20 protein-coding genes are annotated in these 24,980 nt (G+C 69.6%); 6 read left to right on the top strand and 14 right to left on the bottom strand.

What is annotated here, in order from left to right:
• Position 1: 1 nt before the first annotated feature.
• Both ACQ66R_RS04620 and ACQ66R_RS04615 read right to left on the bottom strand, forming a co-directional pair.
• Positions 2–3,037 carry a tetratricopeptide repeat protein gene (locus ACQ66R_RS04620; protein WP_430419649.1) on the bottom strand — a complete coding sequence of 1,012 codons (3,036 nt, stop codon included), beginning with the start codon at positions 3,035–3,037 and terminating at the stop codon, positions 2–4.
• Between the two features lie 71 nt (positions 3,038–3,108).
• The gene (locus ACQ66R_RS04615) at positions 3,109–3,861 is read right to left on the bottom strand and encodes a helix-turn-helix transcriptional regulator (protein ID WP_430419647.1); all 753 of its coding nucleotides are present in this window, start codon (positions 3,859–3,861) and stop codon (positions 3,109–3,111) included.
• 102 nt (positions 3,862–3,963) lie between these two features.
• Between ACQ66R_RS04615 and ACQ66R_RS04610 the strand changes: the two genes are divergently transcribed.
• Both ACQ66R_RS04610 and ACQ66R_RS04605 read left to right on the top strand, forming a co-directional pair.
• Positions 3,964–5,145 (top strand): acyl-CoA dehydrogenase family protein, encoded by a 1,182-nt coding sequence (locus tag ACQ66R_RS04610; protein WP_430419645.1) that lies wholly within the window; start codon positions 3,964–3,966, stop codon positions 5,143–5,145.
• 11 nt (positions 5,146–5,156) lie between these two features.
• Positions 5,157–5,573: a MerR family transcriptional regulator gene (locus tag ACQ66R_RS04605; protein ID WP_430419643.1), complete on the top strand. Its 417-nt coding sequence runs from the start codon at positions 5,157–5,159 to the stop codon at positions 5,571–5,573.
• A 359-nt stretch (positions 5,574–5,932) separates the two neighbouring features.
• On the opposite strand, the gene ACQ66R_RS04600 is transcribed toward ACQ66R_RS04605, so the two are convergent.
• The 11 genes from ACQ66R_RS04600 to ACQ66R_RS04550 form a co-directional block, all read right to left on the bottom strand.
• A complete protein-coding gene (locus ACQ66R_RS04600; RefSeq protein WP_430419641.1) occupies positions 5,933–6,637 on the bottom strand; it encodes a sensor histidine kinase in 705 nt (234 codons plus the stop codon).
• Positions 6,638–6,847: 210 nt separating this feature from the next.
• The gene (locus ACQ66R_RS04595; protein ID WP_430419639.1) at positions 6,848–8,944 is read right to left on the bottom strand and encodes a catalase; all 2,097 of its coding nucleotides are present in this window, start codon (positions 8,942–8,944) and stop codon (positions 6,848–6,850) included.
• A gap of 105 nt (positions 8,945–9,049) precedes the next feature.
• The gene (locus ACQ66R_RS04590; protein WP_430419637.1) at positions 9,050–9,535 is read right to left on the bottom strand and encodes a ribose-5-phosphate isomerase; all 486 of its coding nucleotides are present in this window, start codon (positions 9,533–9,535) and stop codon (positions 9,050–9,052) included.
• Positions 9,536–9,557: 22 nt separating this feature from the next.
• A complete protein-coding gene (locus tag ACQ66R_RS04585) occupies positions 9,558–11,216 on the bottom strand; it encodes an N-acyl-D-amino-acid deacylase family protein (RefSeq protein WP_430419636.1) in 1,659 nt (552 codons plus the stop codon).
• A 29-nt stretch (positions 11,217–11,245) separates the two neighbouring features.
• A complete protein-coding gene (locus ACQ66R_RS04580; protein WP_430419634.1) occupies positions 11,246–11,455 on the bottom strand; it encodes a hypothetical protein in 210 nt (69 codons plus the stop codon).
• 9 nt (positions 11,456–11,464) lie between these two features.
• Positions 11,465–11,671, bottom strand: coding sequence for a hypothetical protein (locus ACQ66R_RS04575; protein ID WP_430419632.1), 207 nt, complete (start codon positions 11,669–11,671; stop codon positions 11,465–11,467).
• 8 nt (positions 11,672–11,679) lie between these two features.
• A complete protein-coding gene (locus tag ACQ66R_RS04570; RefSeq protein WP_430419630.1) occupies positions 11,680–12,930 on the bottom strand; it encodes an acetyl-CoA C-acetyltransferase in 1,251 nt (416 codons plus the stop codon).
• Between the two features lie 63 nt (positions 12,931–12,993).
• The gene (locus ACQ66R_RS04565) at positions 12,994–14,970 is read right to left on the bottom strand and encodes a protein kinase domain-containing protein (RefSeq protein ID WP_430419629.1); all 1,977 of its coding nucleotides are present in this window, start codon (positions 14,968–14,970) and stop codon (positions 12,994–12,996) included.
• Positions 14,967–15,692, bottom strand: a complete 726-nt coding sequence (locus ACQ66R_RS04560) for a hypothetical protein (RefSeq protein ID WP_430419627.1) — start codon at positions 15,690–15,692, stop codon at positions 14,967–14,969. The genes ACQ66R_RS04565 and ACQ66R_RS04560 overlap by 4 nt, the downstream gene beginning before the upstream one ends.
• A 14-nt stretch (positions 15,693–15,706) precedes the next feature.
• The gene (locus tag ACQ66R_RS04555) at positions 15,707–16,324 is read right to left on the bottom strand and encodes a hypothetical protein (RefSeq protein ID WP_430419625.1); all 618 of its coding nucleotides are present in this window, start codon (positions 16,322–16,324) and stop codon (positions 15,707–15,709) included.
• Positions 16,325–16,574: 250 nt separating this feature from the next.
• On the bottom strand, positions 16,575–17,984 hold the full coding sequence (locus ACQ66R_RS04550; protein ID WP_430419623.1) for an amidase: 1,410 nt from the start codon (positions 17,982–17,984) through the stop codon (positions 16,575–16,577).
• A 143-nt stretch (positions 17,985–18,127) separates the two neighbouring features.
• Here ACQ66R_RS04550 and ACQ66R_RS04545 point away from each other — a divergent pair, with 143 nt between their 5' ends.
• The 4 genes from ACQ66R_RS04545 (at position 18,128) to ACQ66R_RS04530 (ending at position 24,214) form a co-directional block, all read left to right on the top strand.
• The gene (locus ACQ66R_RS04545; RefSeq protein ID WP_430419621.1) at positions 18,128–19,159 is read left to right on the top strand and encodes a hypothetical protein; all 1,032 of its coding nucleotides are present in this window, start codon (positions 18,128–18,130) and stop codon (positions 19,157–19,159) included.
• A 132-nt stretch (positions 19,160–19,291) separates the two neighbouring features.
• A complete protein-coding gene (locus ACQ66R_RS04540) occupies positions 19,292–21,283 on the top strand; it encodes a hypothetical protein (RefSeq protein ID WP_430419619.1) in 1,992 nt (663 codons plus the stop codon).
• A gap of 338 nt (positions 21,284–21,621) precedes the next feature.
• Positions 21,622–23,088, top strand: coding sequence for a TonB-dependent receptor domain-containing protein (locus ACQ66R_RS04535; protein ID WP_430419617.1), 1,467 nt, complete (start codon positions 21,622–21,624; stop codon positions 23,086–23,088).
• Positions 23,089–23,149: 61 nt separating this feature from the next.
• On the top strand, positions 23,150–24,214 hold the full coding sequence (locus ACQ66R_RS04530) for an acetamidase/formamidase family protein (RefSeq protein ID WP_430419615.1): 1,065 nt from the start codon (positions 23,150–23,152) through the stop codon (positions 24,212–24,214).
• 16 nt (positions 24,215–24,230) lie between these two features.
• Here ACQ66R_RS04530 and ACQ66R_RS04525 read toward each other — a convergent pair whose 3' ends face one another.
• A complete protein-coding gene (locus ACQ66R_RS04525; RefSeq protein ID WP_430419613.1) occupies positions 24,231–24,872 on the bottom strand; it encodes a TetR/AcrR family transcriptional regulator in 642 nt (213 codons plus the stop codon).
• Positions 24,873–24,980 lie beyond the last annotated feature (108 nt).

The following is a 24,980-nucleotide window of genomic DNA, read 5'->3' as shown; positions in this document are numbered from 1 at the left end:
TTCAGCCTTCCGCGGAAATCAGCACGAACGGCGCCCAGTAGGCCGGATGCGCCCACTCCGGCCGCCAGCCGGGCAGCGGGGCGCCGCTGGGAAGCCGCCCCGTGCGCACGGCGCGCATCGCCCTTTGCAGAGCCTGCGACTTGGTGAGGCGCGGATTGGCGCGCTGGATCGCCAGCGTCTGCACGGTCAGCGCGGCGGTCGCGTCGTCGTACACGCGCCAGTGGCTCACCAGCAGGGCGCGGGCGCCCGCATAGAGGAAGGCCCTGGCCAGGCCCGATAGACTGTCGGCCCCCGGCGTGCCGTCGGCGGCGGCGGTGTTGCAGGCCGACAGGATCACCCAGTCGGCGGAGAGGTCCAACGCCGCGGCCTCGGAGGCGGTGAGGACGCCGTCGTCCTGAAACGTGGCGCGCACGGGCGGGGTCAGCACGAGGCCTGGCTCGTCTACGCCACCGATCTCGTGCGAGAGCAGGCCGTGGGTGGCGATGGCGACGACGCGGGCGTGGGCCAGGTCCGGCGAGGCCTTCAGCGCCGCCTCGGTGGCCCGTCCGCCAAGGCGCAGACTGGCCTGCGGCGCGCCCAGCGTCCGGGCCATGGCGCGCAGCTCGTCCGCGGCGCCGGGCAGGGGGCCGAACGCGGCGCCCAGCGCCTTCGGGTCGGCCAGTCGGCGCTCGGGGCTGGACCCCTTCAGCGTCGGGTCGCCATAGCCCACGAAGGACCAGCGCTTGTCGGTGGCCCGCCGGCTGGGCGCAGAGGCGCGCAGGCTGGCCACGGACGGGAGCGTCGTCAGCGCGTAGCGGTCGGCCAGCCAGCTGGCCTTGGCCAGCGCGGCGGGCCCCGCCCCTGGATCGCGGGTCGGCAGCAGCGCCAGCGGCAGGCCGGCCAGCGCGCCGGAACTGGTGACGTAGAGTCGGTCGACGCCCGCCAGCGCCGGCTCCAGCGGCGCGATCAGGTCGCGATAGACGCCGAAGGCGACCTGACCGTCGAAGGCCGCCTGGCTCTCGCCCGAGGCCGTCCGGCGGCCGGTGCAGGCGCCGTCATCCACCTGGCAGCGCAGCGTGCGGATGCGGCGCTCCAGGTCGGCCTGGACCCTGGTGATGCGGTTCCAGGCCGCGCGTTGGCGCGAGACGGCGAAGACATGGACGTCCTCGCCGGTGGAGACGATCAGCAGCAGGCCTTCGCCGGCCCGCAGGCGCGATTGCACCTGGGAGATGGAGAGCGGAGACGGCGAAACGGTCTCGGCATAGCGCGGGTTGTCGCGTGCGAGGCGGGCGTCCAGGCTGGCCAGCTCGCGGCCGACCGCATCCAGCGCCACGCCGATCCGCGCGGCCTCGCCGGGGTCGTTCTGGGGCAGCGCCTCAACCAGTTGGCCTTCCAGGTCCTGAACCTGACCGGCCAGCGCCTGGCGGACGCGGGCGTCGCGGGCGGTGGCGGTCTTGCCCAAGGCGACGCGGGCGGTGGTCTCGGCCAGCGCGCGGGCGGCGGGCGAGACGTTGAGGTCCTGGGCGGCGGTAAACGCGGCGTCCTGCAGGCGCGGCAGTTCGCCGGGCGTCTGCTGCGAGGCGTCCCAGGCCACGGTGAGGTAGCGGCGGAACGTGGGCCGCCCGTCGGCCGCCGAATCCTCGCCGCCGCGCGCCCGCCGAAGCGCCGCGTCGGGGCCCAGCCCGACGGCGAGGCGATCGGCGACGCGGCGCGCGCGAACGATGGCGACGGCGCGCGCCGACATCTGCTCGGCGCCCGCGTTGGCGGCTTGTCGATGTCGGGCCTCGGCCAGGGCGTCGTAGGCGCGGCCGGTGTCCGGGTGGCGCTCGCCCAGGGTGGAACGACGGATCTCCAGGGCCTTCATCAGCAGCGGTTCGGCCTGGTCGTGGCGGCCGCGCGCCATGAGGTCGCCCGCCAGCCCGGCGTAGAGGGTGGCTGTGGCCGGCGCCCGTTCGCCCCGGGCCGCGCGAGTGATGTCCAGCGCCTTGCGGTGCAGCGCCTCGGCCTCGCGTCGCTTGCCGCTCGCCGCCAGCGCAGCGGCCAGGGCGCCATAGCTGGCGCCCGTGTCGGCGTGACGTTCGCCCAGCACCTTGCGGCGGATGGCCAGGGCCTCGCGCAACAGGGCCTGGGCTTCGATGCCCTTGCCCTGGGCGGTCAGGTTCGAGCCCAGCGCGGCGGCGTCGGCAGCCGTCGTGGGGTGGCGCGGTCCGCGGAGTTCGCGGTCGGTGGCCAGAGCCAGCCGGTGGAGCGCCTCGGCCTGAGCGTGGCGGCCCTGAGCATCGAGGTTGGCGGCGGTCCGCGCGTAGGCCTGGGCGGTCGCGGCGTCGCGCTCGCCGAACGCCTGGCGGCGGAGCGCAAGGGCGCGCCGGTGGAGCGGCTCGGCCTCGGCGTGGCGACCCAGATCGTCCAGGGCGGCCGCCAGCGCCCCGAGGTCGGCGGCGACGCGGGGGTCGGCCTCACCGGCCAATCGGGTGTCGATCTCCAGCGCGGCGCGATAGAGCGGCTCGGCTTCGGCCGCCCGGCCCAGGGCCCGTAGCACGTCGCCCAAGGCGACCGCGCCTGCCGCCGCAGCGGCGCTCTGGGCTCCGAACCGGCTCCGGCCCGCGTCGTACAACTCGCGACGCAGTGGCTCGGCCTCGCCGAACCGACCCTGTCGCTCGAGCAGGGCGGCGAGGTTGGAGATGGCGATCAGGGTCTGGGGATGCGCCCCGCCCAGCGCGCGGCGATCGACGGCCAGCGCTCTGCGAAAATAGGGCTCCGCCTCGGCGTCGCGGCCGCGGTGGACCAGGGCCTGGCCGATCCAGGACCAGGACGTCGCGGTGATGGGCGCCTCATGGCCGTAGGTCCGCTCTTCGATCGCGGCGCGCTTGCGTGTGGCCCGCTCCAGCCTGCGCCAGTCGCCCGACATCTGCGCAGCCTCAGCCTCGACGACCAGAGCCGACCACGCCGATGCGTCCTTGCCCGTCGGCGCGCGCGAGCCGGCGCCGGCAGGCGCTGCCGTCGCGAGAATCAAGGCCGCGCAGGCCCCGACGCCCGCACGACGATAGCGGGGCCGCATCTCCCGTCCGTCCCTTTCCGAATCTCGCGTTGGTCGAGTCTACTCGCTTGAAGGGCGAGCGCGCATGGGTCCTATGGTCGCGAAGGCTCCCGTTGGCCGATGTAGCCCAAGGTGGCGGCGCGCTGCACGGCCTGTGAGCGTCCGGCGACACCCAACTTGCGGGCCGCGTTGGTCACATGAAAGCGGACTGTTGGCAAAGAGATGGCGACGATCTCGCTGATCTCGGAGTCCGTCTTCCCGGCAGCCGCCCACTTGAGGCACTGGATCTCGCGGCGGGTGAGCCGGGCAGGGGGCTGGTCGCGGCCGGCCACCGCGTCCTCGTAGGTGGCGACGAACCGCAGGGCCAGGACGTGCAGACCGGCCGCATTCGCGGTGAACGCCTGCACCACGTCGATGGCCGGGTCGGGTGTGGCCCACACCACCGCTCCGATCACCCCGCCGGGCAGGTAGACCGGACTGACGATCGCCGAGGCGACGTTGTAAGTGTCTATGGGGCCTTCGCTGTTGATTATCTCGAGAGACGGGTTGGTCCGCCATGATCCGAACCGACCGCCGTCGAAGTAGTAGGGCTCAGCGCAGGCGCGCGCGGCGTGGATGAAAGCGGCCTTCAGCGCAAAGCTGTGGTCTTCCCAGTAGCGCAGGGTCGGATCGATCCAGCGGAACACGGTTTCGGCCAGCGGCCGGCCATCGACGCCTAACGGCGGCTGGGCCGAGCTGATGTCGGCGGCGGCGGCGACGAAGGGCAGCCCGATGCGCGCGCCGGCCGCCACGATCTCGTGGGCCAAGGCCTCGGATTCCTGGAGGAAAGCGGCGGCGTCGCGCATGCCGTAGGGTTATTCCTATTACTTCCGATAGCTTGTTCTGAGCCGCTCGGAGCCGCAAGCTGGCGAGGTGCGCAAATTCCTCGTGCACGACGCGGCGGCGCCATGGATCTTGAGCTACGTGATGAGGACCTCGCCTTCCGGGCCGAGGTCCGAGCCTTTCTCGACGCGAACCTGACTCCGGAGCTTCGGGCTGCCGGCGCCGGGCTCACCAGCGTGTTCTGCGAACCCCGGTTCAGCCTGCCCTGGCAGCGCATCCTGCACGCACGCGGCTGGGCGGCGCCCGCCTGGCCCAAAGCGTACGGGGGTCCGGGCTGGAACGAGGTGCAGCGCTCGATCTTCTCGGCCGAGTGCGCCCGAGCCGGCGCGCCCAGCCTGTCGCCCATGGGCCTGAAGATGGTCGGGCCCGTGATCATGGGCTACGGCACGCCCGAGCAGAAGGCCTACTACCTGCCGCGCATCCTGTCGGGCGAAGACTACTGGTGCCAGGGCTACTCTGAACCCGGCTCGGGTTCGGATCTCGCATCGCTGCAATTGCGAGCCGTAAGCGACGGAGATCACTACGTTCTCTCCGGCTCGAAGATCTGGACGACGCACGCGCATTTCGCGAACCGTATGTTCTGCCTGGTGCGAACTTCGACCGAGGGAAAGCCGCAGCAGGGCATCACCTTCCTGCTCTTGGAGATGAACACTCCGGGCATCGAGGTGAAGCCGATCATCACGCTGGCCGGCGAGCACGAGGTGAACCAAGTCTTCTTCGACAACGTCCGGGTCCCGAAGGCCAACCGGATCGGCGAGGAGAACCAGGGCTGGACGGTGGCCAAGTACCTGCTGGAGTTCGAGCGGGGCGGCGGCTCGGCGCCGGGACTTCAGGTGGGTCTTGGCCGCGCTCAGAAGATCGCCGAAGCAGCCGACGGGGACGATGCCGGTCATCGGCGCAGGCTGACCGAAGCCGAGATCGCCATCACCGCCATCGACATGGCCGAGCGGATGGTTCTGGCCTCGCTGGCGGGCGGCAAGAACCCCGGGCCGGCGTCGTCCATGCTCAAGATCAATGGCACAGAGGCCATGCAGCGGTTGGATGAGATCTCCATCGCCGCCCTTGGGGCCTATGCCCATGTCGATCAGCCCCAGGCGCGCGAGCCGGGGTCTAACGTCGAAGCCGTGGGGCCCCACGAGGGCCTTGTTGCGATGCCACGCTATCTGAACAACCGGGCCGCCTCGATCTATGGCGGCTCCAACGAGATCCAAAGAGACATCATCGCCCGGCTCGTGCTGGGGCTGTGAGGGAGAGCGCCATGAGCCTGCTGCTGAACCTGAAGCGTCCGCCGTACCGGACCTATTCGATCACCCAGCTGTGCCGCGAGTTCAACGCCACGCCGCGGGCGCTTCGGTTCTATGAGGAGCAGGGCCTGCTCTCGCCGGCCCGCCGGGACACGGCGCGGGTCTATTCCTACAAGGACCGCGCGCGACTGCAGCTGATCCTGCGCGGCCGCCGCGTGGGTCTGTCGATCGCCGAGATCCGGGACATCCTCGACACCTACGACGAGGAAGGGGCCACCGCTCAGGACGCCGAGGCGCTGCGCATCCACAAGAAGCGGATCGAGCAGCTGCAGGCCCAGCGGGCGCACGTGGATGAAGCCATCGAAGAGCTGAAGCAGGGCGCCAAGAACCTGATCTGCATGTATCCCCAGCTGGCCGATACGGCCCAGTAGACGCCGGCGCGTGGGTCACGCCGACCCGATCCACAGACACCTAGCGCCCCGAGGGGCTTGGCGGCGGGACCGGGTCGGCGGCCCGGAGATCAGCCTGCGCGGGTGCGCACGCAGACCAAACTCCTGAACGTCGGCGTGCCGGAACGGCGGAGGTCATGCCCCCGGTCAGGTCCCTGGCCGGCAACGACGAGGCGAGGCGACGACCGGCGAAGGGAAAGCGCCTCGCCGGCTGCGGCTCACAGCGGGGGGCGGGGTCTAGGCCTCGCGAGGTCGTTCGGCGATGGGTTGCAGTGTCGCAGGCGCTCAGGTGCAGGCGCAGCGGCCGAGTCGCGAAGGCCCCCGAGGTCGCCGGCGTCCAGCTAAAGATCAGCCCAGGACTGGAACGAGCGCTCGACCAGGGCACGCCTCGCCGACGGCAGGGGCGTGCGGATCGTGAAGGCGGCGCCGCGGTCGCTCTGGACGGTCAGCACGCCCTTCAGGTCGCGCACGATGGCGGCCACGATCGACATGCCCAGGCCGCCGTTGGCGGATCGGCCGTCGCTCATGCCCTTACCTTCGTCGGCGACGGTCAGGACCAGTTCGTGACCGTCCCGACGGCTCGTGACCGTCAGACGCCCGCCCGGCTTACCTTCGTACGCGTGCTTGGCGGCGTTGATCGCGAACTCGTTGATGGCGATCGCCAGCTGTTGGGCCATATCGCCGGGGACGCTGGTGAGGTCGGACTGGACCCGGCACTTGAGCCCGGTGGAGGCCGACACCGCCTGGCAGAGGCCGGTGAGGAACGGGGTCATCTCGACCGACGGCGCGTCGGCGTGCTCGTACAGATAGCGGTGAAGCTCGCCCACGGCGACCAGCCGCGCGCGGCTGGCCTCGAGCGCCGCCTGGGCGAGCGGGTCGCGCGAGCGCAACTGCTCGAACACCAGCATGTCGGCGGCCAGTTGCAGGCTGTTGGCGACCCGGTGATTCAGTTCCTGGATCTGGCGTTCCTGGTCGGCAAGCCGGGCCCGGGCATCGGAGAGCTCGCGGGCTAGTCCCACATTCGATGTCACGGCGCTGGCGAACATAGTGATCGCACCCAGGTTTATAGTGAGGCTTGTTCCTATTCGGGACGCCGCCTTTTGCGACGCCAACCCTCCAACAAAGGGTTGCAGTACATTGTTCCGCGAGTTGCAGAATAAATGGGGCGGAAGATGGGCGCGTAGTCTTGGTCTAAAGACTTTCGCGGGGCGCGTTAACGTCTTGTTAAGTGTTCGCGCCCCGCGGCGGCCTGTTGTTTAGGCGAGTTTTCGGACGTTGGGCTCCCGATCCCACTGGCGGGTGCGGGCGGGAGCAACGAAGCCGTCGGCCCCGCCTGACAGATCCACGATCCCGGCGTCGGCCTCGACATTCGCCTTGTCGAGCAACGGCTGGGCCTCGGGCGTGAAGCCAATCGCCTTGAGGTGCACGAAGGCGTTGGAGACGAAGTCCACGGCGGCGCTCTCGCCGAGGAGATCGGCGCAGCCTTCCTCGGACAGGACCAGGGCCACGGCGTCGAACAGCACCGAAGGCATGCCGGCCAACTGGCCATCCGCCTTCATGAGCTTGCCGCCCTTGAGCTTCGCCCCGCCCACCTTGGGCGCGATGATCTTCACCGCCGCGCCTTCGGCCAAGGCCGCGGCCTTGACGGCCTCGACCACAGCCCCATCGGCCCCGTCCGTCACCAGGATGCCGACGGCGCGGCCCTGCAGGGTTTCGGGGTACTTGCCCACGATGCGGAGCAGGGGCGAGGCGTCCATGTCGATGGGCTCGACGGCCGCGGCGTTCTTTGGCGGCAGCGGCATGGCGAGACCGTCGGCGACGCGGGCCGCCAGGTCTTCATCGACGTTCTGGAGATTGCCGAGGATGCGGTTGCGGACGTGCTCGAAGCTGCACTTGGACAGTTCGAAGACCAGGGCGCTGGCCAGGTGCGCCTGTTCGATCGGGGTCTGCGAGCGATAGAACAGCCGGGCGTGGCTGAAGTGGTCGGCGAAGGTTTCGGCGCGCAGCCGCACCTTGGTCCCCTCGACGGGCGCCGCGAAGCTGCGGAAACCACCCACAGGATCCTCGCGCGGCCCGCCGTCCTCGCCAGCGTCGGCCAGGCTGTTGGGCTCGTAGTTGCCCCGGCCCTGGAAAACCTGGGTCTGCATGTGGCCGTCGCGCTGGAAGTTCTGGAAGGGGCAGCCCTTGGCCTGGTTGATCGGCAACTGGTGGAAGTTCACCGTGCCCAGGCGGGACAGCTGGGTGTCCTGGTAGGAGAACAGGCGGCCCTGCAGCAGCGGGTCTTCCGAGACGTCGATGCCGGGGGGCATGTTGGTGGGCAGGAAGGCGGCCTGCTCGGTCTCGGCGAAGAAGTTGTCGGGGTTGCGGTCCAGCACCATCCGTCCGACCACCTGGATCGGGAACAGCTCTTCCGGGATCAGCTTGGTGGCGTCCAGGATGTCGAAGGGCAGCGCGTCGGCGTCTTCCTGGCTCAGCAGCTGCACGCCGAACTCCCACTCGGGGAAGTTTCCGGTGTCAATGGCCTCGAAGAGGTCGCGACGGTGATAGTCCGGATCGGCGCCGGCGATCTTCACGGCCTCGTCCCAGCAGGTGGACTGGGTCCCCAGCTTGGGCCGCCAGTGGAACTTCACGAAGGTGGCCTCGTCCTTGTCGTTCAGCAGCCGGAAGGTGTTGACGCCGAAGCCCTCCATCATGCGCAGGCTGCGCGGGATGGTTCGGTCGGACATGGCCCACATGATCATGTGGGTGCTCTCGGGCATCAGGCCGATGAAGTCCCAGAAGGTGTCATGGGCGCTGGCGGCCTGCGGATAGCCGCGGTCGGCCTCCATCTTCACCGCGTGGACCAGGTCGGGGAACTTGATGGCGTCTTGGATGAAGAACACCGGGATGTTGTTGCCCACGAGGTCCCAATTGCCCTCCTTCGTGTAGAGCTTCACGGCGAAACCACGCACGTCGCGCGGGGTGTCGACCGAGCCGGCGCCGCCGGCCACGGTGGAGAAGCGGGCGAACACCTCGGTCTTCTCGCCGACCTCGGTGAGGATCTTGGCGCGCGTGAACTTCGACAGCGACTTGGTCAGCTCGAAGTAGCCGTGGGCGGCCGAGCCGCGGGCGTGGACGATGCGCTCCGGGATCCGCTCGTGGTCGAAGTGCTGGATCTTCTCCCGGAGGATGAAGTCCTCCAGCAGGGTCGGGCCGCGCGCGCCGCCCCTCAGCGAGTTCTGGTTGTCGCTGACCGGGACGCCGTGGTTCGTGGTCAGCCGCGCATCGGTCGCTGAGGCCGTCTGGTGGGTCTCGCCGCCGGCGCCGGCAGTCGTCTCGTTGGCGCGCGGGGGCGCGCCTTTGTCGGTGGGCATGGTGGGTATCCCTGGGCTTTGAAGGCGATGGTTGTGATCGCTAACGCCCGAGGGGTCGGTTCGTGACACGCCGCCGCGACATTTCGCGGACGCCGCTCAACCGGCTCAGCGGATTTCGTGGCCCGCGATCGCGCCCGTCGTCTCGTACTCGGCGAGCTGCGCGATGCGACGGGCGTGGCGCGCCTCGCCGCTGAACGGGGTCGCGATGAAGACGTCGATGAACGCCATCGCCTCCTCCACGCTGTGCTGGCGCGCGCCGATCGCGATCACGTTGGCGTCGTTGTGCTGGCGGGCCAGCTCGGCCGTCGCGCGGCTCCAGACGAGGGCGGCGCGAACGCCCTCCACCTTGTTGGCCGCCATCTGCTCGCCGTTGCCGGATCCGCCGAAGACAACGCCGAGGGCCTCCACGCCGGCCTTCTGGTCGGCGACCACCGCCGCGGCCGCGCCGATGCAGAAACTCGGGTAGTCGTCGAGCGGGTCGTAGGTCTGCGGGCCGTGGTCGATCACCTCATGGCCCGCGTCGGCCAGGCGCCGCTGCAGCGCGCGGCTGAAGTCGAGGCCCGCGTGGTCGGTGGCGATGTGGATTCGCATCCGTTCCGCTCTCAGCCGGCGGTCAGACGCAGACGACGCCCGACTTCGCCTCGGTGTAGGCGCCGCCCGTATAGGCCACTTCGCCATTGACCAGCACCGTGTCGACGCCACGCGCGGCGCGGACGTAGCGCATGCCGTCGCCCGGCATGTCGAAGGCCGGGACTTCTTCGCAGCGGTCGATAGTGTCGGCGTCGAAGACCACGATGTCGGCGGCGAGGCCGGGTTGCAGCCGACCGCGGTCCTTCAGGCCCCAGATGTCAGCCGTCTCGGAGGTGATCTTGGCGACCGCCTTCTCCAGGCTCATGGCGCCCGCCGTGCGGACGAACTCGGAGAACAGGTAGCCGGTGTCGCCGTAGGTGGAGAACGAGGACAGGTGCGCGCCGCCGTCGCTGGCGCCGATGTGGACCAGCGGGTGGGCCAGCATGGGGCCGATGCGGTCGGTGAGCTGGTGGCCCTGACTGGCGGACAGGAAGGCGACGTCCAGGCCGTTCTCGAGGCTGAGGTTGATGAGCGCCAGCGCCGGGACCTCGCCGCGGGCCTTGGCCACCTCGGACAGCGTCTTGCCGACGATCTCGGCCGGCGCGGCGTCGCCGCCGCGGACCACCAGGCGGCCCATCATCGCCTCGCCGCCGTCGGGACCCAGGTCGGCGACCATCTTTCCAACGGTGTCGGGGTCGCGCAGCGCGGCCAGGCGCTGTTCCAGCGGCTGGCGCAGGATCCGCACCCAGCGGGGCAGGCGGGCGAAGAACAGGCTGGGGCGCAGCAGGCTGAAGCTGATGTCGATGGGCCGGGTCTGCATCTGGGGCCACACGCGGGCGCCGCGGGCGAACTGCTCCTCGACCCGCTTGATGGCGCGCGGCGCGTTGTCGGGCACCGCCGAGGTGTCGAACAGCGGTGAGAAGGTGGTCGGGATGTTGTGCTTGAGGCTCAGCTCGGCCAGCTGGTCGATGCGGGCGATCGTGATGTCGGTGGCGTAGAACTCCGGCACGCACTGCAGCATGCGGCCGAACTCGCCCAGGACCGCCGACAGCGCGTCCAGTTCCTCGAACTGGGCGAAGCGGCTGGGCACCGGGCGCCCGTTCTCGTCGACATCGACGAAGCTGGTCGACAGGCCCACGGCGCCCGCCTCGAGGCACTCGCGCAGCAGGTCCTGCATCTTGGCGATCTCGTCGGGCGTGGCGGCGCGCTCCTGCGCGGCGGAGCCCATCACCCAGAGGCGGATGACGCTGTGGCCCACCAGCGGGGCCACGTTGATCGACAGACTCTTCTCGATGGCGGCGCGGTAGCCGGCGAAGTCTTCCCAGGTCCACTCGAAGGCGGTGGTGAAGGCCTCGGGGGGCATCTCCTCGATCTGCTGGAACATGCCGACGACGGCGCGGCGGTCGTGCGCCTTCAGCGGCGCCAGCGACAGCGAGCAGTTGCCGGGGACCACGCAGGTGACGCCGTGCTCCAGCGCCGGACGGGCCGCGCCGTCCCAGAGCAGCTGGACGTCGAAGTGGGTGTGCGGGTCGATGAAGCCGGGGGCCACGACCCGTCCGGTGGCGTCCACGATCTGGCGCGCCTCGCCCGAGACCTGGCCGACGGCGGCGATCTTGCCGTCCTTGATGGCGACGTCGCCCTGGAAGCCGGGAGCCCCCGACCCATCCACCACGGTCCCGCCGCGCACGATCACGTCGAACATCCCAAGTCTCCCTCTTGAGGGTCTCTCCCTCAGGCGTCCGGCACGATCCTGCGCCAGGACTGGCCGTAGAGGTCTTCGAGGCTCGACGCCCCGCAGGCCTCCATCAGTTTCAACCCCGTGTCCTCGTCCAGCACGACCGGCAGTTCGCACCCATCTGGGTAGAGCAGCCGCACGACGATCTCGGCCGACCCGTCGTGGCCGGCGACGATGTCGGCGCCGACGATGATCGCCTCATCCATGCGGCGGCCTTAGGCCTGGGCCACCGGCGGCTCCACGAAGACCACGTCCGACCCCAGCATCAGGCCCGGCGGCCGGCGCATCGCGAAGATGTGCAGGTTCCAGGCCTTGATGCGGTCGACCGCGGACTCCAGCGGCTCGTCCGGCAGGGCGCGAGCCGCCAGCTGTTCGATCGTCTCGTCGGCTTGCGGCGTGACGAAGCGACGCTGGCGGCTCAACACCGCCACTAGACGCGCTCGACGATGATGGCCGGAGCCATGCCGCCGGCGGCGCACATGGTGACCAGGCCGCGCTTGAGGTCGCGGCGCTCCAGCTCGTCGACGATGGTGCCGATCAGGATCGAGCCGGTGGCGCCGATCGGGTGGCCCAGCGCCATGGCGCCGCCGTTCACATTCACCTTTTCGCGGTCGAGCTTCAGGTCGCGGATGAACTTCTCGGCGACCACCGCGAAAGCCTCGTTGATTTCCCACAGGTCGATGTCGTCGACCGTCAGGCCGGCCTTCTTCAACACCTTCTGGGCCGCGGGGACCGGGGCGTTCAGCATCAGCGTCGGGCTGTCGCCGACGTTGGCCATGGCCACGACGCGGGCGCGGGGCTTCAGGCCGTTCTTCTTGGCGTAATCAGCCGAGGCCAGCAGCACGGCGCCCGAGCCGTCCACGACGCCCGAGGAGTTCCCGGCATGGTGGAAGTGCTTGATCTTGAGGTCGGGGTAGACCTGGTTGATCAGGCCCGCGAACGTGGTGCCCTTGCTGTCCAGCGGCATGTTGGCCATCGCTTCGAACGACGGCTTCAGGCTGGCCAGGCCTTCCAGCGTGGTCTGCGGACGGGGGAACTCCTCGTGGTCGAGGGCGACCGAGCCGTCCTCACGCAGCACCGGGATCAGGGCGCGGTCGAAGCGACCCTCAGCGATCGCCTTGGCGGCGCGCTGCTGGCTGACATAGGCCAACTCGTCCAGCGCCTCGCGGCTGATGCCTTCCAGGGTGGCGATGGCGTCGGCGCAGATCCCTTGGTGGCTCTGCGGGTGCTTGGCGCGCAGGCGCAGGTTGCCCGAGTCCATCAGCATGGGGCCGGCTTCCGGATCCGGCTTCGGCGCGCTGGAGGCCGTGTACGACATCATCTCGCAGCCGCCGGCGATCACCAGGTCTTCCATGCCCGACATGATCTGGGCCGCGGCCAGGTTCACCGCGGTGATGCCCGAGCCGCAGTAGCGGTCGAGCGTGACGCCCGAGGCCTTGATGTCATAGCCGGCGTCGAGCGCCGCCATGCGGCCCATGTCGCCGCCCTGCTTGCCGCGCTGGGACGAGGTGCCCCAGATCACGTCATCGACGTCGGCGGTGTTCAGGTTGTTGCGGTCGCGCAGCGCGGCCAGGACGGTGGCGCCCAGGTGTTGCGGGTGATGGTCCGCAAGGGCGCCCTTGCCAACCTTGCCGATACCGCGCGGCGTGCGGCAGGCGTCGATGATGTAGGCTTCGCCCATAGTCTTTCCTCGCGAGCATTAAGATCGTTGCCGCGGAAGTTCCTCGCTCTCCGTAAGGTCAGTCTAGAGCCAATCGAACGGAGGCCGGAGGCTGCGGCATGGCGTCTCCAGCTCGATCAGCCGTAAGGCGACGCCGAGGTCGGGCGATCCGGGCGCCGCGTGGCGTGCGGCGGTGTGCGCCTGGCGCCGGGCGGCGGTCAGCCAGTCGGCCTCGCCGGTGAGCTGATGGACGCGCAGAAGGTCGTAGATGTCGTTGGAGCGTCGGGCCGCGACTGCGGCGCGCTCGGCGAAGGCCGGTTCGGCGTAGGCGTCGTGGGCCAGGGCCCAAAGGTCGGTGTCGCCGGCGCCCAGCGGCAGCGCGGCCAGCGCGCCCAGCATGTCGGGTTGCGGCAGGAGGCCCGCGCGGGCCAGCGCCAGGTGGTGGCCCATCACGGGGCGGCCCGCCACCATCGCCGCGTACAGCCGATCGGCGGCCCATGTCGCGAAGGGAGTGGGGTCGATGTCGCGCGCGCCCGCGCCCTCCATCAGCCGCGCCAGCACGGCCAGCGGCGCGTCCCCGACCGGCGCGCGTTGGGTGAAGGCTTCCAGCGCCCGGGCCTCGCCGGATCGGTCGCAGCGCGCACGGGCCACGTGGGCGCGCGCGGCCTGGGCCGTCCAGCCGTCGCCGGCGCGGGCCGACCAGACGTCGGCGGCGGCCAGCAGGTCGGCGTCGTCCCAGGCCAGCGCCGCGCGCAGCGCCAGCCAGCCCAGGCGCAGCGCCTCCGGCTCGCTGGCGTCGGCCCAGACCTGCCCGGCGCGATCCAGCGCTGCGCCCAGCAAGGCGTCTGCAGCCGGCGGGCGGCGGGTCCGATGGCGGGCCGGAGCGGCCTCGGCGAAGGCCTCGGCGAAGGCGGCCATCGTGAGGAAGCGCTCCGCCGGGTCCTTGGCCAGTGCTCGGGCCAGCACCGCCTCGGCCGCGGGCCAGGCGTCGATGCCGCGGGCGGTGAACGGCAGGGGCGGGCGGCGCGCGATCCGGACCAGGAGCTCGGCATGCTCGGCGGTGGCGTCCACCGTCGGCAGGCCCGTCAGCAGCAGATAGGCTAATGCGGCGACGGCGGCCTGCTCCCCTTTCGGCGTGGCCGCCGGCGGCAGACGATCGGCGGCGAGGGCCGCCGCCATCTCGGGCTCGTAGAAGTGAGTTATGCCAGCGCGCGAGATGTCGGCCCCGCCGGTCACGCCCACGCGGGCGCGGCCGAAGTCCAGCAGGGTGATGCGCCCGTCCTCTGCCATCAGGATGTTGCCCGGATGGATGTCGCCATGGACGACGCCGCGGGCATGGAGTCGCCCGTAGGCCGCCAGCAGTTCGCTGACCATCCGATGGAGGCGACGGCGGTCGCCGCTGGCGCGGGCCTGCTGGGCGGCCGCGGCGATGGGCGCCCCCGACCGCCACTCCATGGCCAGGAAGCGTCGATCGTGCGCCTCCCCCAACTCCAGCAGCCGGGGGCTGTCCCCGCCGCCCAACTGTTCCAGGATGCGGGTCTCACGCGCGAACGACAGCTTGCCGCCGGACCGGGCGATCTTCAGGGCCGCCGGCGTCTCGTCGGGCGCCAGAGCACGATAGACCTCGCTGTCCTCCAGGGCCTGGACCAGGGATACGATCTCGTAGTCGCCGAACGCCTGGCCGGCGGCGAGGCTGGGGGCGATGGCCTGGGCCTCGGGGGAATCGGCCGGCACCAGCACCCGGCCGTCGACCAGGGTGGCCAGGGCGTCGAAGGCGTCCTCCAGCGTCGTGAAGGGGTCCCGCGCCTCGGCCTGGCTGAAGTCGAGGACGGCGTCCACGAAGCTGCGCGGCTCGCGGAAGCGGCCCATCAGGCGGGCGAGTTCGGCGCTGACCAGCCGGGTGGTTACCCGGAATCCCGGCCGGCTCACCACGACGTGCCCGGGCGGCGCGGGGCCGATCTTGGCCTGCAGCCGCAGCGACAGGTCGCCGACCTCTACAAGCTGAGCGTCGGGCGGCAGCATGAACAGGATGTCCGAGAGGCCGGTGTGAGGCTGGCTCATGCCATCACCCAGTCGCGGACGCCCTGCTCGGCCAGGTGGGCCGAGACGGCCGGCGTCGGGTCAACACCCGGCCGGCGGACCGCGACGATCGCCTCGGCCATTCGGTCGGTGATCCACGAGCGCCAGCTCTGGGGTTGGGCGCCGGCGACGGGGCAGGGGTCTCGCCCCCAGGAGAGGAGCCCGTCGCCGGCGATCTCGGCGGTGAACGCTGCGCCCTGGGGCGGCGCGCCGCGAAGGGCGCGCGCCAGGGCCACGGCCACCCTGCCGAGATGATCCGGGTCGTCGAAATAGGCCACGATCTTGTCCGCCCGCAGCAGTCCGGCTGCGCCGCGGCCGACCTTGAACGACCCGACGTCGAGGCGGGCGAAGGTCTCAGCGATGACCGGGAAAGCGTCTGCCAGGGCCTCCGGGCGCGGGCTGACATAGAGCTTGCAGTCGGGCGTCTCGCCCACGTCGCGGCCTACGCGCCGAAAGCTGAGCCAGCCTGGATGGGTCGAAGCCTCGTAGGGCTGCGCCAGCCGCTCACGCACCGCGCCGCCGGGGGCGAGACCCAGGACCGAGAGCGCGTTGTCTCCCGGTCCGAAGGCGAGTTCGGCGTCACGCCCGAACGGCGCCGCGCCATAGGCGTAGAGCCGCCGGGCGATCAGGCTGACGTCAGAGGTGGGAAGCGCCGCCACGGTGCGGATGGCCCGCAGCGAGAGCTCGGCGAGCCGTCCGGCCATGGCGGGCCGATCCCTCAGCGCCCGAGGCTCTGAAGCGCCCCTTCGAGGTGCTTCTTCACCGCCGGGATGTCATCGCCCCGAGGGGCGTAGCTGGCCGAGATCTTGTCGAGCTTCTCGACGGCGATCGCGAGCTGCTTGCGCATCTTGGGCAGATCGGAGACGCGGTGGGCCTCCATGCCCACGTGCACGATCGGCGTGATCGGCGTGGGGATGGTCTCGAGCGACGAGCCGACGCAGTCCGGGTTGGGCAGGCCCACGCCGCCGCCGGCGCCGTTGGTGCGGGCGCCGGCCCGGGCAAGGTCGGCCCACACCGCGCTGGCGACCACCGCCGAGCCGACGTCGTGGATCGCTTCGCGGAGCGCCGGGTTGCCCTCACGGGCGCCCGCCTGGAACGCGAGGCCGATGCTGTCCAGCGCCGCCTGGTCCTTCAGGGCCACGCGGACCGTCTCGCGGGCGATCTCCAGGATGTGCTCCTTGCCCAGAACCCCGGCCACCGGCGAGATCCACCAGGGCAAAGGTTCGCCGTCATCGGCGGGAAGGAAAGAACGTCCTCCGGCGCCGGTGGCGGACGGAATACTGACCACCAGGTCCTTGATGACAAAATCGGTCTTCGCGCGCGGTTGCTTGGCCATCCGCGTCCTCCTCGTTTGCTAGGCTGTTGGCTTCGCAGCACTGGAAAGGGCGGTGCAAGTTACTTGCCCCACCTTGGAGAAAAGCTCCTGAACATTTGTACTAGCCGAGCTGACGCTACGCGCCGCGCCGCGGCCGAGTCAATCGAAATACACCAGAAAGTTGTATAGTGAAGCTTGTTTGGGCCGAGTCTAGGTTGCATCGCGATGCAGCCCGGTGCGAGGCGGTGCAAGCCGGCTCGAAAGGCTTGGGTCAGCGCGCCCAGAGGTCGTGGACGGGAAGTCCCAGCCGGGCCTCGATCGCGGCGGCGGCGTCCAGGCAGACATCCTCGCGGAAGCGCTGCCCGATCAGCTGGACGCCGATCGGCGCGCCGTCGACGTAGCCGATCGGCGTGGTGGCGACCGGCACGCCCAGCGCGCTGACGGCCATGTTGAAGCGCAGGTCGTTGCTGAAGATGCGCCGGACCGCCTCGGTGCTGACGAGGTCGGCGTCGAAGGCCGGCGTCGGCTGGACGGAGACGGGCGCCAGGATGATGGGCCACTCCTCAAGGAACTCGAACCAGCGTCGCATCAGGCGGGCGCGGTAGGCCACGGCCTGCATGTAGCCCGGCCCGTCCAGGATCGTCGCCATCGTCAGGATGCCGTCCAGCGCGCCCTGGAACAGCGGCCCGCCCTGTTCACGGTACTGCTTGAGCTGCATCACCGTGATCTCGGTCGAGATGAGATCGACCCACACCTTGAACGTCTCGTCGATGTCGGGGACGTCGAGCTCCACGACCTCGTAGCCGGCATCCGCCAGCCAACCGGCGGCGCGGTCGATGAGCGCCAGGACCTCGGCGTTGCAGTCCATGCTGGCGGGGATCTTCGCCTTCGCGACCCGCTTGCGGACGGGCGGGCCCTCGAGGGGGGCGGGAACCCACCAGGGGTCGCGAACGTCGCGGCGGCTCATCACGGAGAGCGCGAGCCGCACGTCGGCCACATCGCGGCATAGGGGGCCCTGGACGGACATCAACTGCGCCATCGGCGGGCGCTCGACCGGCGCCGAGGGGTTGAAGGCGGGCACGCGTCCCTGGCTGGGGCGGATGGTGGCGGTGCCGGTGCAGAAGGCCGGCCAACGCAGCGAGCCGCCGATGTCGTTGCCGTGCGCGATCCAGCCGATCCCGGCCGCCACCGCCGCGGCCGCGCCGCCCGAGGACCCGCCGCAGGTGATCGCGCGGTCCCACGGGTTCCACGTCTGGCCGTGCAGCGGGTTGTCGGTGAACGCCCGCATCGAGAACTCGGGCGTGTTGGTGAGCCCCAGGATGATCGCGCCGGCCTGCCTGAGGTTGGCGGTTACGGGCGCGTCGCCCGGGGCGATGTTGTCCTTCAGCGCCACGACGCCGTTGGAGTTGGCCTGGCCCTCGACGTCGATGTTAATCTTGATGGTCACGGGCACGCCGTGAAGCGTCCCAAGCTCGGCGCCGGAGGCCTGGGCCGCGTCGGCGGCGCGGGCGGCGTCCAGGGCCTGGTCGGTCAGGTCGACAACGACGGCGTTCAGCGCCGGGTTGGCGGCCTGGAGGCGGGCGACATGGGCTTCAGTCACCTCCAGCGCGCTGACCTGGCCGGTTCGGATCGCCGCCGCCGTGTCCACGGCCGGCCACTGCCAGATCTCGTTCGACGCCATGATGGTGATACTCCCCCGCGCAGGATCGGCGGCGAGGCCCGGCGGCGTCAACCGCGCCGGATGACCTGAGCGCTTGGGAGACCCTGAAATAAGGCGGCAAAGTGCTGCGGCCACTACGCGGACCAATCAGGGAGCGAGCCACAATGAAGACGTTGCAGATTGCCTTGGGGGCGGCGCTGGGAGTCCTGGCGACAGGCGGACCGGCGCTGGCGCGGGACGTGGGCGGGGTGGCGTGCACGACGCCGCAGCCCGTGAGGTGCGAGGGCACGGCCTGCGTTCCGGGACCGCTGGCCGACCTGGGCAACGCGACCGACGCCAAGACGGGGCGCAAGTTCTGGCTGGACTATCCCTGCGACCTGAAGCCTGGCGAGAAGGTCACCTTCATCCTCAATCTCCACGGGGCCGGGTCGGTCGGGAACTGGCAGCGTCACTACTTCCCCGCCTCGGACTACGTCCAGAAGCACCGGCTGGTTGTGGCCACGCCCACGGCGGCGACGGCCACGCCGGTGCGCCGCTGGGACGGTGCGGCCGACGACGCCCACCTGCAGAACATCACCGACTTCGTCTTCGACAGCTTCGGCAAGGCCAATGTGAAGTCGATGTGGCTGGCCGGGCATAGCCAGGGCGGGTTCACCTCGCGCCGCATCGTCTGCAGCGACTACTTCAAGGGCAAGGTCGACGGCTGGCTCAGCCTGTCCGGCGGCCGCATCGGCCAGGCGCCCTTCGTGAAGCAGTTCGGCCCGCCCAAGGCCGATGGCTCGCCGCCTGACCCGCGTCCCGCCGGTCCGAACCCGATGGCCAACGACACGCCGCCCGCCTGCGATTTCAGCCACATCTTCGCAGTCGGCCAGTGGGAGATCGACAGCCTGCCGGAAACCTCGCCCTGGGCGACGAAGTACGGTTGCGGCGCGCGGATCCGCGAGAAGGACATCGTCGATGACAAGCCCGGGCACGTCTGGGACTTCAGCCGCGCCGGCTACAAGGTCTGGGGCATGAAGGCCGGGCCCGGGAAGAGCGAGGTCTACGTCTATCCCAAGTGCAGGGACGGCCGCGTCGTCGCCGACGTGGTGCGGATGGACAAGGGCCACACCGAAGGTCTCGAGCCCAAGGTCACGGAAGCCTTGGTCAAGATGATCGTCGGCGCCAAGGGCGGGAAGGTCCAGGGCGGCGACTGAGCCCGGACGTGCCCCGCCCCCTCTTAGGGGCGCAAAAGGTTTTCGAAATAATGGTGTAATCTGCTGCGGCGAAGATGACGAGCGGCTCACGCTTTGGCGCGTCCGCCGAACGATAGAGATTGGGGAGCTACCATGACCACGCGTCTCGGCCTGATCGGCCTTCTGGCCACCACGGCGCTCGTGACCGGCTGCGCCAGCGACACCCAGCAGGCGGCCCTGACGGGGTCGCAGGTCAACGCTTCGGCCACGGCGCCGGCCAGCGTCGACAACTTCATGCTGGTGGACGCCAACCTGGAAGCCCACGAGCTGTATCGGATGAACGACGCCAGCGCCGTGGTGCTGGTCACACAGGCCAACGGCGACGCGGTGATCCGTGGCCTCGCGCCGCAATTGAAGACCCTGGCCGACAGCTATGGCGCCAAGGGCGTCGAGTTCCGGCTCCTGAACTCCAGTCTGAAGGACAGTCGCGAGGCGATCCTGGCCGAGGCTTCGAGCGTCGGCTACGTCATGCCGGTCCTGCTCGATCCCAACCAGCTGATCGGCGAGAGCCTGGGCGTCACCCGCTCGGCCGAAGCCTACGTCATCAACCCCAAGACCTGGACCGTCGCCTACCGCGGCCCGGTGAGTGGCGTGGCCGCGGCGCTCGACGCCCTCGCCGCCGGGCGCGCGGCTCCCGCGGCTACGGGCGCGCTGGGCGCCCCGATCGCGTTCCCCTCGCGGGGCGCGGGCGCCAAGCTCACCTACGTCAAAGACGTGGCGCCGATCCTCGAGAAGAACTGCGTCGGCTGCCACCAGGACGGCGGCATCGGCCCGATGAAGCTGACCAGCTATGAGATGGTGAAGGGCTTCTCGCCGATGATCCGCGAGGTGATCCGCACCGACCGGATGCCGCCCTACAACGCCGATCCGCACGTCAGCAAATTCTCCGACACGAAGAACCTGACCCCGGCCGAGATCAAGACGCTGGTCCACTGGGTCGAGGCTGGTGCGCCGCGCGGCGAAGGCGCCGACCCGCTGGCCGGCACGCGGCACACGGCGGCGGAATGGCCGCTGGGCAAGCCCGACCTGATCCTCAACATCCCGGCCTACAAGGTTCCGGCCTCGGGCATCGTCGACTACCAGCGCCCGTTCACCGAGAATCCTCTGACCCAGGGCAAGTGGATCCGCGCCACGACGGTGAAGCCGGGCGACCGCCAGGCCGTGCACCATGTGCTCACCGGCTGGATGAAGGATGTGCCGAAGGCTGGCGAGACGGCGTCGGAAACCCGCTGGCGCGGGTCGGTCGGCGGCTATGCGGTCGGCGCCGAGTCGAACGTGTTCTCGGGCGAGGTGGGCACCTACCTCCCGGCCGGCGGCGCCGTCGGCTACCAGATGCACTACACGCCCTACGGCAAGGAGACGGTCGATAACACCCAGATCGGCGTCTACTTCCGCGAGGACATGCCCAAGTACATCATGCGCGGCGTGGTGGTGATCGACCCGACCATCACGATCGCTCCGAACAGCAAGCGCCACAAGGAAGTGGCCTACGTAGAGTTCCCCAACGACGCGCTGCTCTACTCGGCGTTCCCGCACGCCCACTACCGGGCCTACTCGTCCGACCTGTGGCTGCAGACGCCCGACGGCAAGAAGAAGCTGCTGCTCACCCTGCCGCGCTACGACTTCAACTGGCAGCGCAGCTATACCTTCGCCGAGCCGATCAAGATCCCGGCCGGCTCGCGGCTGATTGCCAACTACGTCTACGACAACTCCAAGACCAACCCGGCCAACCCGGACCCGAACATCAAGGTCACCTGGGGCGAGCAGAGCCACGAGGAGATGCTGTTCACTTCGCTCTCCTTCCGCTGGCTGGATGAGACGGCCGAAAAGCAGGTCGACAGCGACGCCCGCTTCGCCCAGACCCGCCTGATCGGCATGATGGACGACAACATCGACGGCAAGCTCCAGAAGACTGAGCTCAAGGGCCAGATGGGCAACATGATCGCCATGGCGTTCCCCAAGATCGACAAGAACGGGGACGGCGGTCTGGACCGCATGGAACTGGCCGCGGCCCAATCGATGCTGCCCAACCGCCGCCGCCAGCAAAGCGACGGCCCGAACGAGAACACGCCGCTGGGGAACTAGAGTCGGCGCGCGGCGAGGGGCTGAACTGGGCCCTCGGCCGCATCGGGGGCGGGGTCGCCGCTCGCGCCCTCGATCGCCAGCGGCGACTTCGATGCGCGACTCTGCGACCCGGTTGGCTGACCTTTGGGTGAAACGTGGGCTTGGCCCGTTCACGCGCGCTCAACGTTCGGCAGTCTTCGACGTCGATCCTGCTCCGGGCCTTGGCCCCAGGTGTTCAGCCCAGTAACCGGCCTCATGCCTGCATCCAGCTGTCGATTGTTCTGCGAAGTGGTTGCGTAAACCACCACAGATGGCGCGCCCACTCGGCCTATGTTGTTCGCGGCCCCGACGGCCAGCCGATGTGCGGCCCGGTCGCGACCGCCCCGTACTTCAACGCGCAGAACGCCATCGTGAAGGCGCGGCTGATCGCCAACCTGTCGCCGAACTGCGTGCCCTACGACATCTTCGGGACCAACCTGGAGCAGAACCAGGCGGCGCTGAAGTACTTCAACTCCGCCTCCAACGCGGACATGCAGTTCCGCCAGTACGACATCGCGGCCAACATCGCGGGCGCGCCGTTCCGGCTTCCGGCCGGCGAGGTCTCGGTCGCCGCGGGCGTCGAATGGAGGCGTGACACCGCCGATGTGGTGAACTGCCTCGACTGCCAGAAACTGGCGCTGATGAACCAGAACTATTCGCTCTACGACGGGGCGATCGAGGTGAAGGAGGCCTATGCCGAGGTGGGAGTTCCCATCGTACGGGATATGCCGCTCGCCAAATCGCTGGAGCTCAACGGCGCGGTGCGTCGGACCGACTACTCGACGTCTGGGGCCGTCACCACCTGGAAGGTCGGCGGGACCTGGGACGTGACCGACTTCCTCCGCTTCCGGGCCACCCGGTCGCGGGACATCCGCGCCCCCAACATCAACGAACTGTTCAACCCGGGCTCGGAAGGCAATCCCAATGTGGTCAACCGGGTCACAGGGGCCTCGGGGTTCACAAAGTCCAACACCGTCGGCAACCCGGACCTGGTCCCGGAAACCGGCGACACCCTGACGGCCGGTCTGGTCTTTCAGCCAAGCTGGGGCTGGAGCTCGGGCCTGCGCCTTTCGGTCGACTACTGGGACATCGAGATCAAGGACGTGATCGCGACCCAGAACATCCAGGACATCCTGGACGCGGTGCTGCTGCGCAAGGATCCGGAACTCTCGAAGTTCGTGGTGCTGGACTCGAGCAGCCCGATCGGCGTCAGCCGCGTGAACGTCCCGCAGCAGAACCTCAACGCCCTGAAGACGCACGGCGTCGACATCGAGGTGGCCTACGCCGTGCCCCTGGAGGCCTTCGACCTGCCGGGCCAGCTGAGCGTGCGGGCCCTGGGCACCTGGATCGCGGAATATCGCACCATCACGACGACCACCGACATCGATACGTCCGGCGTCACGGGCACGCCCCGGTGGTCCTGGAACGGCCTGGCCACCTATCGGAACGGGCGGCTCACCACCAATCTGATGGTGCGCTACACGAACGAGATCCGCTTCAGCGCCACGGCGATCGGATTGGACGGGCTGACCGCCGGCTCGCCGGAGTTCCTGGCCACGGCGAAGCTGTCCAACAGCATCAACCAGAACTACTGGCCCGCGGCGACCTACTGGAACGCCAACGTCCAGTACACCTTCATCGATGAACCCGCGAAGCGGGTGCAGGGCTATCTCACCGTCGACAACCTGTTCGACAAACAGCCGCCGATCGTCGCCATCAGCATCAACGGCACGGCCTACGACCTGATCGGCCGCGCCTTCAAGGTCGGCGTCCGCATCGCCTACTGACCCCATTGCCCGGCGTCCCGCCGAGGCGGGACGTCGCCATCATCCTTCGAGAGGAATGTCGATGACCGCGATCTGCCGAGTCCTTCTTGCCACCGCCGCCCTGGCGCTCACCTCCATGGCGCCTGCCGCGGCCCAGCCGAAGCCCGACCACGTCCTCCGCTCGACGGTGGAGAATGTGAAGCGGGGCTTCATCTCGGCCGATACGCCGCCTGTCCTCAAGATCAAGTCGGGGCAGGTCGTGCGCATCGACACGATCTCGCACGGCGGCGTCACCGAGGATCCCGTGGCCTTCTTCGGCCAGGCCGGGATCAGGCCCGAGGAGGTCCTCGACGACGTCAAGGCGATCGCCAAGGCCACCGTGCAGAACGGTTGGGCCGGCCACATCCTGACCGGGCCGATCTTTGTCGAGGGCGCCGAGCCGGGCGACATGCTGGAGGTGCGGATCCTCAAGCTCGAGCACCGTGTGCCCTATGGCGTGAACAGCCCCGGCCCCGGCGGCGTCGCTCCGACCATCCTCAAGGAGCGTTCCGCGCGGATCATCAAGTTCGACATGAAGCGGAACGTCGCCCTGAACGCGCCCGGGGTTGAGACCCCCCTGAAGCCGTTCATGGGGATCATGGCGGTGGCGCCCGGCGAGCCGCGGAAAGTAGGTTCGCGCGCGCCCGGCGAGTTCGGCGGCAATCTCGACTTCGCCAAGCTGGTGGCGGGCTCCACCCTCTACCTGCCGGTGCTGCAGCCCGGCGCCCTGTTCGTCACGGGCGACAGCCATGCCCAACAGGGCGACGGCGAGGTCTCGGGCAACGCGATCGAAGCGTCGCTGACGCCGACGCTGCAGTTCATCGTCCACAAGGGCGTGGGGAAGGGGATGATCCCGTGGGCCGAGGACGCGGAGAACTACTACATCATGGGCATGGATCTGGACCTCGACGTGGCGCTGCGGCGCGCCGTCGAGGAGACGGTGAAGTTCCTGGTCGCGAAGAAGGGCCTCACGCCGCTGGAAGCCTATTCGCTCTGCAGCACGGCTGTTGACTTCGCGGTCGCCGAGGCGGTGGACGAGAACCTGGTGATGTACGGCAAGGTCTCCAAGAGCTGGTTCAAGGCCAAGACGCCGTACTGGACGAAGTAGGTCGGGCGGCTGGCGCTCAAGCGCGGCGGGGGTCGACCGTGACGGCGGCGTTGAGCAGCAGGTCGATGTGGCCCTGGATCAGGGTCTCCCACTCGACCCAGGGGAACTGAGGGCGCGCGAGGAGCAGGGCGACCAGGCCATGCAGCGCCGCCCAAAGCGACTGGGCGAGACGTTCGGGGTCATCCGAACTGGCCAACCCCTTCGCGTGAAGTTCACCGACCCAGGTGCGCATCACGCCGAACGTGGCATGGGCCGCGGGTGGCACGGCGTGATCGTCCGGGCGCGGTGTTCTGCCTAGCGGGTCTTCCAGCATGAAGGCCAATCTGTAGGCGTCCGGATTGTCCAACCCGAAGTCCACATAGATGCGAAGCGCCACGCGGAAGCCGTCGCGCGTGCGCGGCAGGGCCAGGCTGGCGACGAGCCGGGCGTGCAGGTCGGTGAAGGCCCGGTCATGCAGCGCGGCGGCGAGGTCATGCTTCGAAGGGAAATAGGCATAGAGCGTGGGCTGGGAAATGCCGACGGCGCTCGCGATCTGGCGGGTTGAAACCCCGTAGAGGCCATACTGGGCGAACAGCCGCAGCGCCGCGTCGAGGATCTCCTCCCGCCGCTCCGGCCCCAGCCCCTTGCGCTTGGGCGGCGATCTCGTCCCCGCCTTCATGGTGTTGCTCCTGTCACCGTTGCCGCCGCTTGACAACGAAACCGATCGTCGATCACTGATAGACGATCATTGATCGGCTATGAAGGACGAGATGCGCGATCGGGGCTG

The organism is Phenylobacterium sp., from assembly GCF_965284355.1.
GTDB lineage: Bacteria > Pseudomonadota > Alphaproteobacteria > Caulobacterales > Caulobacteraceae > Phenylobacterium.
This window is presented reverse-complemented; position numbering and strand designations above follow the sequence as displayed.

What these genes read in the sequence shown, in the direction of transcription:
- ACQ66R_RS04555 (WP_430419625.1), bottom strand. Translation starts at nt 16,324, where the DNA reads ATGGCCAAGCAACCGCGCGCGAAGACCGATTTTGTCATCAAGGACCTG.
- ACQ66R_RS04590 (WP_430419637.1), bottom strand. Translation starts at nt 9,535, where the DNA reads ATGCGAATCCACATCGCCACCGACCACGCGGGCCTCGACTTCAGCCGC.
- ACQ66R_RS04545 (WP_430419621.1), top strand. Translation starts at nt 18,128, where the DNA reads ATGAAGACGTTGCAGATTGCCTTGGGGGCGGCGCTGGGAGTCCTGGCG.
- ACQ66R_RS04615 (WP_430419647.1), bottom strand. Translation starts at nt 3,861, where the DNA reads ATGCGCGACGCCGCCGCTTTCCTCCAGGAATCCGAGGCCTTGGCCCAC.
- ACQ66R_RS04580 (WP_430419634.1), bottom strand. Translation starts at nt 11,455, where the DNA reads ATGGATGAGGCGATCATCGTCGGCGCCGACATCGTCGCCGGCCACGAC.
- ACQ66R_RS04550 (WP_430419623.1), bottom strand. Translation starts at nt 17,984, where the DNA reads ATGGCGTCGAACGAGATCTGGCAGTGGCCGGCCGTGGACACGGCGGCG.
- ACQ66R_RS04620 (WP_430419649.1), bottom strand. Translation starts at nt 3,037, where the DNA reads ATGCGGCCCCGCTATCGTCGTGCGGGCGTCGGGGCCTGCGCGGCCTTG.
- ACQ66R_RS04610 (WP_430419645.1), top strand. Translation starts at nt 3,964, where the DNA reads ATGGATCTTGAGCTACGTGATGAGGACCTCGCCTTCCGGGCCGAGGTC.
- ACQ66R_RS04540 (WP_430419619.1), top strand. Translation starts at nt 19,292, where the DNA reads ATGACCACGCGTCTCGGCCTGATCGGCCTTCTGGCCACCACGGCGCTC.
- ACQ66R_RS04600 (WP_430419641.1), bottom strand. Translation starts at nt 6,637, where the DNA reads ATGTTCGCCAGCGCCGTGACATCGAATGTGGGACTAGCCCGCGAGCTC.
- ACQ66R_RS04525 (WP_430419613.1), bottom strand. Translation starts at nt 24,872, where the DNA reads ATGAAGGCGGGGACGAGATCGCCGCCCAAGCGCAAGGGGCTGGGGCCG.
- ACQ66R_RS04530 (WP_430419615.1), top strand. Translation starts at nt 23,150, where the DNA reads ATGACCGCGATCTGCCGAGTCCTTCTTGCCACCGCCGCCCTGGCGCTC.
- ACQ66R_RS04565 (WP_430419629.1), bottom strand. Translation starts at nt 14,970, where the DNA reads ATGAGCCAGCCTCACACCGGCCTCTCGGACATCCTGTTCATGCTGCCG.
- ACQ66R_RS04560 (WP_430419627.1), bottom strand. Translation starts at nt 15,692, where the DNA reads ATGGCCGGACGGCTCGCCGAGCTCTCGCTGCGGGCCATCCGCACCGTG.
- ACQ66R_RS04585 (WP_430419636.1), bottom strand. Translation starts at nt 11,216, where the DNA reads ATGTTCGACGTGATCGTGCGCGGCGGGACCGTGGTGGATGGGTCGGGG.
- ACQ66R_RS04605 (WP_430419643.1), top strand. Translation starts at nt 5,157, where the DNA reads ATGAGCCTGCTGCTGAACCTGAAGCGTCCGCCGTACCGGACCTATTCG.
- ACQ66R_RS04595 (WP_430419639.1), bottom strand. Translation starts at nt 8,944, where the DNA reads ATGCCCACCGACAAAGGCGCGCCCCCGCGCGCCAACGAGACGACTGCC.
- ACQ66R_RS04570 (WP_430419630.1), bottom strand. Translation starts at nt 12,930, where the DNA reads ATGGGCGAAGCCTACATCATCGACGCCTGCCGCACGCCGCGCGGTATC.
- ACQ66R_RS04535 (WP_430419617.1), top strand. Translation starts at nt 21,622, where the DNA reads ATGTGCGGCCCGGTCGCGACCGCCCCGTACTTCAACGCGCAGAACGCC.